Here is a 13,149-nt window from a genome sequence, read left to right as displayed (position 1 = left end):
ATAAAAAACTCCGAAGTCATAAGACAACGGAGTTTCATTTTTATAGAATCTGAACGAAATTACTAATCTAAACTTGGCACAGAAAAAGTATCCAAAACACTTTTTTCATTCATAAGTGCTTCAATTTCATTTGATTTTCTTGGTGCTTCCCCAGATAAATTTACCGGCCCATTTGTGGTAATCAAAATATCATCTTCAATTCGTACCGCAATTCCCCACCATTTTTTATCACAATCACTACCGTTAGGAATGTAAATTCCGGGTTCAACTGTAATAACCATATCGGCTTCAAAAGCATTATACAAACCTGGATCGTGAACATCTAACCCAATGTGATGCGAAGTTCCGTGCGGAAAATATTTTCTGGATTCTTGCTCCGTTTTAACAATTCCTAGTTTCACTAAACCGGCACTGATTATTTTACGAGCCGCAGCATCAGGCGCATTAAAATTATTTCCCACTTTTGCAGCAGCAATTCCCGCTTCTTGAGCTTCATACACTAAATCATAAATTAGCTTTTGCTCTGTAGAGAATTTTCCGTTAGCAGGAATGGTTCGGGTCACATCAGCAGTATAGCCATGATATTCTGCACCTAAATCCATCAAAACCAAATCATTTTCGACTTTCATTTTGCTGTTTTCAATATAATGCAACACACAACCGTTGTTCCCTGCGCCCACGATTGACGGATAACCTTCAAACTCGCTGCCGTACTTTTTATAGACAAATTCGTGAATTCCCTGTATTTCCGTTTCAGACATTCCGGGATGCATCGCTTTCATGATTTCACGTTGTCCCATTGCCGAAATCCGAACGGCTTTTGTCAACAAAACCAACTCTTCTTTGGATTTTTTCTCACGCAAACTCGCCATATACGTCAAAATCGATTTGGTATTAACTGTGGCCTTTTTTGAAGTGAAGCTTTTTTTAGCATTAATTTCGTTTTGCACATTTGAATCCGGTTGTGGACTTACTTTCTCGTTATAACCAATTTGGGATTTAAAGGCTCCAATTAATTTGTATAAATCGGCTTTTTCATTTTTCGAATTTCGGGTATCTTCTTCAAATTCCTTAAAGAAAACAGTATCAAAATTTACATAATCAATCCCCGAATTTAAAAACGCTGCTCCATTCAAAGCATTTTCAAAACCTAACTCTTTTTTAGCGCCTTCCGTTCCTAAACGCACACCTGTCCACTGTTCCGCTCTTGGATTTTTTTCCTGAACATACAGCAATTCATGGAATGATTTTCCGTCTTTATTGGTTTGATTATTCGAAAAAATAACCAAAACACAATTGGGTTCTTTGTATCCTGTTAAATAATAAAAATCCGGATCTTGATGATAGATAAAATCCACATCATTGGCTCGGTTCCGAATGGGATTTCCAAAAAACACCGCCACACTATTCTCAGGCATTTTAGCACGTAAGGCTTCTCTGCGTTCTTTATGAAATTGAGCCGACAAATAATCGTTTGGATTTCCGTTTTGTGCCATTGAAACACAAACAAAAAACACAGTAAAAACAAAAGAAAGTTTTAAATTCATAGAACTTGATATTAGAGATTTACATCCTCAACGTGAGGTTACAGTTGTATTAATCAGTAAGTAAATATAATTTTTTTTGTGCTTATCCTCCAACTTTTTATTAGTGGAACATTTATTTTCAGTCTATAAATAGAAAAAGAGCACCAAAAGTTTTTCAACTTCTGAGTACTCTTTAGCAAAAGTGCTTCATCATTCTAAAATTAACCAAAACTAAATTTTATGAAAAATGTTTTTTAATAAGCACTTATAATTTACTTTTTATATACTAATCCGGGACCATCGCAATAACTCCAAGTGCTGGACAAGGAATTATTGGCAGTTAAATACAATTGTTCTTTTTGATTTCCATAACAACTTCCTATAATTTCGTTGTCATTGGTATATGTTAACTCAAAAAATATTCCGTCTGATTGAGTTGCTGTTGTGTAGGTTCCCGAAATGGAAGTTTTAACCGAATTTCTTTCTCTGGATTTTGTAAATGTTCCGTTAGTGTTGAATATATAAAATTCTTGCCATTCCATTGCTGCGCCCGTAGTTTCAGAATTAGGAATAGAACCCGACATCGAGACCAAAGTCCATTTTCCATAATAACCAGTGCTATCCATTGTTACAGCATCATCCTTTGAACAAGAACTAAAAACAGAAAGAAAAGCAACAAGAATAACAAGATTTTTCAGATATCACTTTTTTCAGATAGTATGTAGATGATACATCATACAAAAGGTTGCGTCAAATTATAATTATTTTTTTCTAAAGTGAAAAAAGTTAAAAATAGTATTCTGAAACATCTTTGTTTTGGCTCTAAAAAAATACCGCTAATTCACTAATTTTAAATGAATTATAGCATTTAAAATAAGCGAATTAGCGGTTAAAACAGACTTAAAGTCTTTATTATCTTATCTTTCCTCGTAGAGATTCAGCAATTGTGTCACCGTATTCCAATTGCGGATTGTTGCGGTAACATTCAGTTTTTTCTCGATGTATTTTTGGTCAAATCGTGTTTTTCCTGCTCCAACAGCGTATTTAATAAAAATTCTGCTGCCATCAATACTGGCTTCATCCGGCTTGAACTGACTAATTCTCAAATCATTCATGCTGGTACTTTGCAATGTGGTCGAAATAAACGCAACATATAACTTCTTAGTATCAATATCTTTTTCCTTCAAAAAAGGATTGTTCTTGAAACACGCTTCCAGGTCTTCTTTGGCAATAACCACAATAGGCACTTCATGACCAAAAACCTTGAAAATTTCCTGTTTGATTAGAAAACCAACTTTCGCAGGGCTTTCTTCCTCTGTATCAACAAAAACATTCCCGGATTGAATGTAGGTTTGCACATTTTGAAAACCAATGGCTTCCAAAGTTGTTTTGAGTGCCTCCATTTTTATCATACTGTGACCGGAAACATTGATGCCACGAAGCAATGCGAGATGAGTTATCATTTTTTAAGCTTTTTTATTTTTGCGAAGATAAGGTGTTTAGACTGCTTAATTTTTTTAATTTTTAATAGCACTGTTACAATAAGGATGAGCAAGTTGAGCGTTTTCAAAATTCCCAATACCACCTTCTTCTTTTCTTTGAATATGGTCAATTGAAATAGAATTAGTATGCATTCTAGCATTACAAATTTTACACTTTAATGAATTTGAAAGAGCTTCTGTAATAAATGCAGCAGACTTTGTTTCGTCTGAAAAATCCTTCGTTGTAATTAAACTATCGTCAAAATCAGTTCCTTTGATAAAATTATAATTTGAAGATTTTAATACATTTTGAATTGCAATAGTTTTTTCACTAATTTTAAGCTCATTCATTAAGTCCAGAAAAAAGTTTTTTATATGTGGAATCGCTTTTGATGAACTACGATAATGCCTAAGAATTTGTTGAACAACAAAGTCGTAATCAATTAATAAATCCTCAAAATCTGCTCTTATTTTAGTAAATTCTTTAAATCTCTTAGTTCTTTCCAGTTCCATTAAAAATTCTGTTACTGCGAAGAAAGATGCTGTTTTATGTCTCCCGCCTTTTGAGTAAAAATACACTGCAGGATGTAAACCCAAGGAAGAAGGATGGGTGCTGTTTATAAGATTTGATATTTTCTTACTTTTTTTTAGAAAGTCAATTGTTTTATCTCCTAATGCATCATCATCAATTTCATCAGTATCAATCACTCGATTAACCATATTTACATATTCAAAAATTAGAAGAGGACTTTGGCTTGAATAGCCTTTTCCTCCAATTGGTAAATCCAATGTTTTTACTGGATTTTGAAGTTTTGGAAGAAAAAAAGATTTATTAATTTCTTCAGCTAATTTCTCAATTTGTTCAACTTTATCCTTTTCAAATTTGGCCCAATATTGATGCCCTTTACCTCCTTTTATAATAGCTCTTGAAGCAATTCCACTTGGCTTTTTTCTAGATTTAATAAGTTTTAATTCCGTGGGGTCAATTTTAGCAGCTTGTTGATTAATTTTAAAAAATGAAGCTTCAGCAACTTCAGCGTCTCCTTCAACCCATTGAAGTTGGACCGCGATTGACCCTAAATTTTTTGCCTTTTTCTGAATATCTCCTGTAACTCTTTCCGGAAATTTTAATGCTAATTGATAATCCTTATATTTACCAATCTCTTTTTCAATCATTTTTCGCGTTTGTTCGCCAATTATAATTTGTTCTTCTGGAATCGTACCATTAAAACTTTGCTTCGAAATTGTCCCATCTCCATAATCATCATTTATCCATGAAACTAAAGAACTTACCCTATGGGAGCCATCAATAACAAAATTATATCCACCTTTACTTCTCCATAAAATAACTGCTGGAATTAGTTCTCCATTTAAAAAACTTTTGATTAATTCAACAATTTTAGAAGGAGTCCATTCACTAGTTTCTCTTTGAAAATCAGGCTTACGAAGCGTTAAATAGAAAAAATCGTCTTCTCTTAAATCTGAAATTGAGAAAGATTCTTTCTTTTTTGCTGAATTTTGACTTTCTTCAATATCAAAATCTTCTCGAGGAAGTAGTGCGTCTAAGGATACTTTTGCCATGTTTAATTTTTTAAATTTTATCTAACTTACTTTAGGATGTTTGGTTTTTATAATCAAAAATTGCTGCATATAAATGCTTAAATTATTACTCTAGTTTCCAAATATACTTTCAACTTATTTAAGCATTTCATTAGTAATTCTATCCTTATAAAGAATATATCTGGTAGAATAAATGTTAAATAAAGTAATTTATTTTCTCAAATATACAAATTTTCCTACTTGATTTCCAAACATTCCCATTTCCAAATTTCCAAACAAAAAACTATCTTCGCTCCATCAAATTAAAAATCCGTTTTAATCTGCGTTTTTGCTTTTGCAAATCCGTTTTATCCGTGTCCAAAAAATCTAAATGCAAAACCTCTTACTCACTCCTATCGAATACTTGAAAGGCGTTGGTCCCAATCGGGGCGAATTGCTTCGTAAGGAATTGGGAATTTATAAGTATGTAGATTTGGTTAATTTTTTTCCAAACAGATACATTGACAGAACGCGCTATTACAAGATTAACGAACTACAAAACAATAGTGCCGAGGTTCAGATTATCGGTAAAATCATCAATATCAAAACCGTTGAATTTGGCAGAAACCAAAAACGATTGGTCGCTACTTTTGTGGATGATACGGGCCAAATGGAACTCGTTTGGTTTCAAGGCCACAAATGGATTCGGGAAAGTTTAAAGCTCAATGAAATATGTGTGATTTTCGGAAAATGCACCTCTTTCGGGAATGCGTTCAATATGGCACATCCGGAAATTGAATTGATGAGCGAACATGAACAAAGTCTGCGTTCGGCTATGCAACCCGTGTATCCTTCGACAGAAACCTTGACCAATCGCGGGATTTCGAATCGGGTGATTAATAAACTGATGCAGCAATTGTTTCTGGAAACACAAGCGTTGTTCACGGAAACTTTACCAGATTATTTAATCAACGAACTCGAACTGATTCCTAGAAAAGCGGCTTTATTCAACATTCATTTCCCAAAAAGTACTGATGTTTTGGCGAAAGCCAAATTCCGATTAATCTTTGAAGAATTGTTCTTTATTCAGTTGCAATTAATCACGAAGAACCTGATTCGGAAACATAAAATAAAAGGACATCCGTTTGCAACCGTAGGCGAATATTTCAATGATTTTTATCAGAATCATTTGCCTTTTCAATTGACCAATGCCCAAAAAAGAGTCATCAAGGAAATCCGAACTGACATGGGCAGCAACGCCCAAATGAACCGATTGCTGCAAGGCGATGTAGGTTCCGGAAAAACAATTGTGGCTTTTATGAGCATGCTTTTGGCGCTTGATAATGGTTTTCAAGCCTGCTTGATGGCGCCTACGGAAATCTTGGCGAATCAGCATTTTATTGGTTTATCCGAATTAGCACAAACATCAAATATCAACATCAGAATCTTAACGGGTTCCACCAAAATAGCGCAACGCAGAATTATCCATGAAGAACTGGAAAACGGTACGTTACACATTCTCATCGGAACACATGCTTTACTGGAAGACAAAGTAAAATTTAAAAATTTAGGACTGGCAGTAATTGATGAGCAACACCGTTTTGGTGTTGAACAACGCTCTAAATTGTGGAAAAAAAATGTGATTCCGCCACACGTTTTGGTAATGACCGCCACGCCTATTCCCCGAACTTTGGCGATGAGTTTGTACGGGGATTTAGATATTTCGGTGATTGATGAACTGCCTCCGGGACGAAAACCGATTCAGACTGTTCATCGTTTTGACAGCAACAGATTAAAGGTTTGGAAATTCCTTCGGGATGAAATCGCTTTAGGAAGACAAATCTATATTGTGTATCCGTTAATTCAGGAATCCGAAAAAATGGATTTCAAGGATTTAATGGATGGTTACGAAAGTATTTCCAGAGATTTTCCGTTGCCACATTATTCGATTTCCATACTTCACGGAAAGATGAAACCGGCGGATAAAGATGCTGAAATGAAACGCTTTTCGGAAGGGAAAACCAATATTATGGTCGCCACAACGGTAATTGAAGTTGGTGTCAATGTTCCGAACGCCAGTGTGATGATTATCGAAAGTGCGGAACGTTTTGGATTATCGCAACTGCATCAGCTTCGCGGTCGCGTGGGTCGTGGTGCAGAGCAAAGTTATTGCATCCTGATGACGAGCCATAAATTGAGTTCCGACAGTAAAACCCGAATGGAAACCATGGTCCAAACGAACGATGGTTTCGAAATTGCTGAAGTCGATTTGAAGCTTCGTGGTCCGGGAGATTTAATGGGAACGCAACAAAGCGGAGTTTTAAATCTTCAAATTGCCGATTTGGTTCGAGACAGAGATACTTTGGCATTAGCCAGAAATTATGCTTTAAAATTACTTAAGGAAGATGCGAGCATGCAAAAACCGGAGCACGCTGCTTTGAGAGCTGTTTTTATCGAAATGACCAAAAAGAAAAACATCTGGAATTATATTAGTTAAGTCTTTTTGCGTGTAATAATTTTTCTATTCTCGATACGATTTTTTTCAAAAACCGAACGGACAAACACAAGATACCTTGATTAACGTCTCTTCGAGTGTTTTTGGCTAGAAAGAATTAGGTTTGAAAACGGAATTTGATAAGCCAAAAATGTATCGAGAAGTTTTCTCGACATAATGGTTCTCGATACATTTTTATAAAAATGCTGTAGCTATTTTATAGAATCACTCGAACTGACGAAAAAAAATATCCGGAATTATATTAATTAAACTTTTTTTTCAATTAAACCATTTCAATTTTTGATAGTCTTAACCTTTTCTATTAACGGCTTTCATTCATTACTTGAGTTTAATACTTGTATGTACAAACGTTAAATAAAAATTAACAAGATCACAATTCCCATTTCTAAAACCTAAATTTGTTTTTAACTAAAATTACGGAAACCTAATCCTACTTTACTCTATACTATGAAAATTAAATACCTAGTTTATGCCTTGTTAACTATCGGAATCATTGGATTTATTGGCTACCGAATCACAGAAAATAAAAATAAAAATGCCGATTCAAAAGATCAAAAAGGTAAAGGCAAGTCCATGAGCGTAAACGGAATTGTGGCAACACCACAAACTTTTGACAATAATTTATCACTCTCAGGTTCTATTGAAGCCAATGAACAAGTAGAAATTCGCAGTGAAGTTTCTGGAATTGTTGAGGCAATTTATTTTCAGGAAGGAAGCAATGTGAGTAAAGGACAGGTACTTTTTAAAGTAAATGATTTAGAGTTAAGAGCGCAATTGAGACAAACTTCCACCAGAGAAGGATTGGCGTCGGAAAACGAAAGAAGAGCTAAATTGTTATTACAAAAAGAAGCCATCAGTCAGGAAGAATATGATTTGGCCAGAGCCGATTTAAAATCGGCACAAGCACAAAGTCAGTTGATAAAAGCACAAATTGCGAAAACATCCGTTAGAGCGCCATTCTCAGGAAGAATCGGATTGCGTTCAATTTCGCCGGGAACCTATATTACGCCTGCCATTTTGGTCGCGAAATTAGTAAATACAGGAAAACTAAAAATCACTTTTTCAATCCCTGAAAAATATGCCAGTCAAGTAAAAACAAATACCAACATTAGTTTCACCGTTTCGGGTTCTACTGAAAAGTATACCGCTAAAGTATATGCCATTGAGCCTGAAGTTGCAGTAGCTACCAGAACATTACAAGTTCGTGCGATTGCCGACAACAAAAACGGAAAATTATTACCCGGAACATTTGCTGATGTCGAATTGCCTTTGGATATCATAAAAGATGCTATTGTAGTGCCAACAGAAGCAATTATTCCAGTACAAAACGGTAAAAAAGTCTTCATCTCCAGTAATGGTCAAGCCAAAGAAGTAATGATAGAAACTGCTACAAGAACGGATGCCTCAATTTTAGTACTTTCAGGTTTGAAAGCTGGTGATACCATTATTACCAGTGGTGTTATGTCTCTAAAAAATGAAACTCCTGTGACTGTTAAAATTAAATAGATTGATATATTAGATTCCTTCAGAGCCATCAAAAATCTAAAATCAGCAATCAAAAATCTAAAATCTAAATGAGTTTATCCACAACAAGTATTAGAAGACCCGTATTTACTATAGTAATCAATTTAGCCATCGTACTTTTTGGAATAATTGGTTATACTTTTCTAGGAGTTCGAGAATTTCCATCGATTGATCCGGCGCAAGTTTCCATTCGTACGAATTATGCTGGTGCAAATGCTGATATTATCGAATCCCAAATTACGGAACCGCTTGAAAAAGCAATCAATTCCATTGATGGGATTAGAAACGTAACATCTTCGAGTGCGCAAGGAAGCAGTAACATTACCATCGAGTTTAATTTGGATAAAGATCTGGAAGAAGCGGCAAATGACGTTAGAGATAAAGTTTCTCAGGCCGTTAGAAATCTTCCGCAAGATATCGATTCCCCTCCTGTGGTTTCTAAGGCTGATGCCAATGGTGATGCGATAATTTCAATGACCGTTCAAAGTGATACCAGAAACGCATTGGAATTAAGTGATTATGCCGAAAATGTAATTTCACAACGATTAGAAACGATTCCTGGCGTGAGCGGTGTCCAAATTTGGGGACAAAAAAGATATGCAATGCGTTTGTGGATAGATCCCGTGAAACTGGCTTCTTATGGTTGCACCGTATCAGAAGTGAGAGATGCCTTGAACAAACAAAATGTAGAATTACCTTCCGGAAAACTTACCGGAAACAATACCGAATTAACGGTAAAAACAGTGGGAAATCTTTCTACTGCTGAAGAATTCAACAATATCATTATTCGTTCCGAAGGGGAAAAAGTAGTTCGCTTTAGCGATGTAGGAACAGCGAGTCTTGGACCAGAAAATACGGAAACTAAAATGACCCAATCAGGAACACCTTTGGTTGGTGTTGCAATTGTACCGCTTCCCGGAGCCAATTATTTAGATATTTCAGCTGCTTTTTATAAGGAATTCGAAAAATTAAAAAAGGATTTACCAAAAGATATCCAACTAAATATAGCCATTGACAATACTATTTTTGTAAAAAAATCAGTTATTGAAGTTGCCGAAACGTTAGGGATTTCTATTGTTTTGGTGATTTTGATTATCTATTTATTCTTCAGGGATTGGGCGATTGCCTTTAGACCATTGATTGACATTCCTGTTTCCTTGATTGCTACTTTCTTTATCATGTGGCTTTTCGGGTTTTCTATAAATGTATTGACTTTATTGGCTATCGTTTTGGCAACAGGATTGGTGGTCGATGATGGAATTGTAGTCACCGAGAATATTTTCAAAAAAGTAGAAGAAGGCATGACACCTATCGAGGCAGCCATCAAAGGATCAAACGAAATATTTTTTGCGGTAATTTCGATTTCGATAACCTTAGCAGCGGTATTTCTTCCGGTGATTTTCCTTGAAGGATTTGTCGGGCGATTGTTTAGGGAATTTGGTGTCGTCATAGGTGCTGCGGTATTAATTTCGGCTTTTGTATCGTTGACATTAACACCTATGTTAAACGCCTATTTGATGAAAGGCGGAGAACAAAAAAAATCAAAATTCTACATTCGTACAGAACCTTATTTTCAAAAACTAAATAGTGGTTATGCCAGTGCATTAGACCGTTTTATGAAGAAAAAATGGTTGAGCTTCCCTATTTTGATTGCTTGTTTTGGATTAATTTATTTGTTTTTCAACCTTTTGCAAAAAGAAACCGCACCGTATGACGACCGTAGTGGTTTTGTCTTGCGAATGTCTACTCCCGAAGGTTCTTCTTATGAATACACGGATCGCTTCATGCAAGAAGTGTCTAAATTGGTAGATGACTCAATTCCCGGTAAAAAAGTAGCCTTGGTTATCACCTCTCCCGGTTTTGGATCTTCCTCCGTAAACAGTGGTTTTATTCGGGTATCATTGGTTCAACCAGATGAAAGAACCGATTCTCAAAAAGAAATTGCTGAGAAATTAACCAAATGGACCAAACAATATCCAGACGCAAAAACCTCCGTAATTGAGCAACCTACAATCGCGGTGAACAGACGCGGTGGATTGCCGATTCAATACATTATACAAGCTCCAAACTTTAAAAAACTGGAAGAAAAAATTCCTGTTTTTATGGATGAAGTATCTAAAAACCCAACTTTTGCGGTTAGTGATGTGAATTTAAAATTCAATAAACCAGAAGTTAATGTTACCATTGACAGAGAAAAAGCCGAAAGTCTAGGAATTTCAGTTATTGATATTGCACAAACGCTACAACTTTCACTGAGTGGACAACGTTTTGGTTATTTCATGAGAAACGGAAAACAGTATCAGGTTATTGGACAATTTGACCAAAAAGACCGTTCTAAACCATTGGATTTAACGTCGATGTATGTCAAAAACAATTTGGGACAATTAATTCAAATGGACAATGTGGTAACCATTGAAGAAAAAAGTAATCCGCCACAATTATACCACAACAATCGCTATATGGCAGCAACTGTTTCTGCAGGTCTTGCTCCAGGCAAAAGTATCAGCGATGGAATTGATGCGATGAATGAAATTAAAGCTAAAGTCCTTGACGACACGTTTACCACTGATTTAGGTGGAGAATCAAGGGATTTTGTCGAAAGCAGTTCAAATACTGCTTTTGCATTCGGATTGGCTTTGCTATTGATATTTTTAATTTTAGCGGCACAATTCGAAAGCTTTATTGATCCTTTTATCATTATTTTGACCGTTCCGATGGCCGTTGCAGGAGCTTTATTCTCATTATGGTTATTTGGCCAGACTTGGAATATTTTCAGCCAAATTGGTACGGTAATGCTTATTGGTTTGGTAACCAAGAATGGAATTCTGATCGTCGAATTTGCGAATCAGCTCCGAGAACAGGGAAAATCGAAAATCGATGCGATATTAGAAGCCTCGGAAGCGAGATTACGACCAATTTTAATGACGAGTTTGGCCATTTCATTAGGGGCATTACCGATCGCTTTGTCTCTTGGAGCTGCTTCTACCAGTAGAATTGGAATGGGAGTTGTGATTGTAGGGGGTACTATTTTCTCTTTGGTTTTAACGTTGTTTGTTATTCCAGCAATGTACTTAATGTGGTCTAAAGCCAGAAAACATTATCCAGAATTTGATCATATTGAAGAATATGAAAAAGAAGTTAAATAATTTGAATGGAACGCTCATGACGCGGATTAAATAGATTTACACGAATTTTTATATGAAATTCGTTGATTCGTGGCTAAAAATATAATTATGACACATACTAAAATACTATTTCAAAGCTTTATACTACTCTTTTTTTGTGTAGTAAAAACAAATGCACAAGAAGTTTTGACATTGGAAAGCGCAGTAAAAATTGCATTGGAAAACAATTACGAAATAAAAATTGCTACCAATAATTTAACCATTGAAAAAACAAACGTAGCTATTGGAAATGCAGGAATGTTGCCTAAAGTTACTGCTACCGTTGTAGATAACAATAGCATTCAGAATAGTTCACAAACACGTCAGGACGGAACAGAAACCGAATTAGACAATGCCAAAAACAATAGTTTGACGTATGGCGTTGGATTGGATTGGACTGTTTTTGATGGTCTGCGAATGTTTGCCAGACTGGATCAGTTGAAAGAATTACAAAAATTAGGGGAAGCACAATTAAAGCTAACCGTAATCACAAGAATCAGTGATGTGAATGCTGCATATTACGATTTGGTACAACAACAACAACAATTAGCTGCTTTGGATACGACAATTGTCATTTCGAATCAGCGATTGACTTTGGCACAAAACAGATTTACCATTGGAAAAGCATCTAAATTAGAAGTTTTGAATGCCCAAGTAGATTTGAATACGGATCAGGTTGCATTGTTAAGACAAAAAGAATTGTATGCTAACAGTAAGATTTTATTAAATCAATTGTTGGCCAGAGATGTTACCACTGATTTCAAAGTAATTGATCAGCTTGAAGTGGATGGATTATTGTTGCTACCGGAACTAAGGGCCTTAGCTGAAAAGCAAAACCCACAATTAGAAGCCCAGATTATCAATAAAAGAGTGGCTGAATTAGAATTAAAACAAATTAAAGCGGCACGTTATCCCACCGTTCGAGTAACTACCGCCTATAATTTTTCAGAAAGTCAATCCAGTCTTGGCTTTGTGGCGCAATCCCAATCCAGAGGTTTAAACTATGGTTTTAGCGCTTCTTTAAATATATTTGATGGTTTTTCACAAAAAAGAAATGAGAAAATCGCCAAGATTCAAATTGAAAATTCTAAAATTACAATCGAACAACACAATTTGGCTTTAAACTCACAGTTGGCCACTTCCTATCAAACCTATTTGACTAATTTAGAATTGATTGCTTTAGAAGAAAAAAATGAATCGATTGCGAAACAAAATTTGAATATTACTTTAGATAAATTCCGTATTGGAACTATTACTACTTTAGAATTCAGAACTGCACAATTGAATTATGTAAATGCGAAAGTGCGTTACAGCAATGCTCAATTTCAAGGTAAATTATCTGAAATTGCGCTCCGAGAATTGGCTGGAAATCTTAATTTTTAATTTACTTTTGTTAAAAA

Annotated in this window: 8 protein-coding genes; 4 read left to right on the top strand and 4 right to left on the bottom strand. The window is 35.4% G+C overall.

Annotated features, from left to right (window positions below; all coding sequences use genetic code 11):
- Nucleotides 1-62: 62 nt before the first annotated feature.
- The 4 genes from E0I61_RS14935 to E0I61_RS14920 form a co-directional block, all read right to left on the bottom strand.
- The gene (locus E0I61_RS14935) at nucleotides 63-1,547 is read right to left on the bottom strand and encodes an aminopeptidase P N-terminal domain-containing protein (protein WP_132072414.1); all 1,485 of its coding nucleotides are present in this window, start codon (nucleotides 1,545-1,547) and stop codon (nucleotides 63-65) included.
- 251 nt (nucleotides 1,548-1,798) lie between these two features.
- Nucleotides 1,799-2,152 carry a hypothetical protein gene (locus E0I61_RS14930; protein WP_235832137.1) on the bottom strand — a complete coding sequence of 118 codons (354 nt, stop codon included), beginning with the start codon at nucleotides 2,150-2,152 and terminating at the stop codon, nucleotides 1,799-1,801.
- 291 nt (nucleotides 2,153-2,443) lie between these two features.
- Nucleotides 2,444-2,989, bottom strand: a complete 546-nt coding sequence (locus E0I61_RS14925; RefSeq protein WP_132072410.1) for a DUF1697 domain-containing protein — start codon at nucleotides 2,987-2,989, stop codon at nucleotides 2,444-2,446.
- Nucleotides 2,990-3,043: 54 nt separating this feature from the next.
- Nucleotides 3,044-4,588, bottom strand: coding sequence for an HNH endonuclease family protein (locus E0I61_RS14920; protein WP_132072408.1), 1,545 nt, complete (start codon nucleotides 4,586-4,588; stop codon nucleotides 3,044-3,046).
- A 349-nt stretch (nucleotides 4,589-4,937) separates the two neighbouring features.
- Between E0I61_RS14920 and recG the strand changes: the two genes are divergently transcribed.
- The 4 genes from recG (at nucleotide 4,938) to E0I61_RS14900 (ending at nucleotide 13,132) form a co-directional block, all read left to right on the top strand.
- Complete coding sequence (recG, locus tag E0I61_RS14915) at nucleotides 4,938-7,043, top strand: ATP-dependent DNA helicase RecG (protein ID WP_132072406.1); 2,106 nt, start codon at nucleotides 4,938-4,940, stop codon at nucleotides 7,041-7,043.
- 465 nt (nucleotides 7,044-7,508) lie between these two features.
- Entirely contained in the window at nucleotides 7,509-8,567 is a 1,059-nt protein-coding gene (locus E0I61_RS14910; RefSeq protein ID WP_132072404.1) for an efflux RND transporter periplasmic adaptor subunit, read from the top strand.
- Between the two features lie 68 nt (nucleotides 8,568-8,635).
- Nucleotides 8,636-11,731 (top strand): efflux RND transporter permease subunit, encoded by a 3,096-nt coding sequence (locus E0I61_RS14905; protein WP_132072402.1) that lies wholly within the window; start codon nucleotides 8,636-8,638, stop codon nucleotides 11,729-11,731.
- An 87-nt stretch (nucleotides 11,732-11,818) separates the two neighbouring features.
- A complete protein-coding gene (locus tag E0I61_RS14900) occupies nucleotides 11,819-13,132 on the top strand; it encodes a TolC family protein (RefSeq protein WP_132072400.1) in 1,314 nt (437 codons plus the stop codon).
- Nucleotides 13,133-13,149: the final 17 nt, after the last annotated feature.

The sequence above is a fragment of the Flavobacterium ranwuense genome, assembly GCF_004349315.1.
Lineage (GTDB): Bacteria > Bacteroidota > Bacteroidia > Flavobacteriales > Flavobacteriaceae > Flavobacterium > Flavobacterium ranwuense.
Note: the sequence above shows the minus strand (reverse complement) of the source record. Positions and strands in the feature narration are given on the sequence as shown.

What these genes read in the sequence shown, in the direction of transcription:
- E0I61_RS14935 (WP_132072414.1), bottom strand. Translation starts at nt 1,547, where the DNA reads ATGAATTTAAAACTTTCTTTTGTTTTTACTGTGTTTTTTGTTTGTGTT.
- E0I61_RS14930 (WP_235832137.1), bottom strand. Translation starts at nt 2,152, where the DNA reads ATGGATAGCACTGGTTATTATGGAAAATGGACTTTGGTCTCGATGTCG.
- E0I61_RS14925 (WP_132072410.1), bottom strand. Translation starts at nt 2,989, where the DNA reads ATGATAACTCATCTCGCATTGCTTCGTGGCATCAATGTTTCCGGTCAC.
- E0I61_RS14920 (WP_132072408.1), bottom strand. Translation starts at nt 4,588, where the DNA reads ATGGCAAAAGTATCCTTAGACGCACTACTTCCTCGAGAAGATTTTGAT.
- recG (WP_132072406.1), top strand. Translation starts at nt 4,938, where the DNA reads ATGCAAAACCTCTTACTCACTCCTATCGAATACTTGAAAGGCGTTGGT.
- E0I61_RS14910 (WP_132072404.1), top strand. Translation starts at nt 7,509, where the DNA reads ATGAAAATTAAATACCTAGTTTATGCCTTGTTAACTATCGGAATCATT.
- E0I61_RS14905 (WP_132072402.1), top strand. Translation starts at nt 8,636, where the DNA reads ATGAGTTTATCCACAACAAGTATTAGAAGACCCGTATTTACTATAGTA.
- E0I61_RS14900 (WP_132072400.1), top strand. Translation starts at nt 11,819, where the DNA reads ATGACACATACTAAAATACTATTTCAAAGCTTTATACTACTCTTTTTT.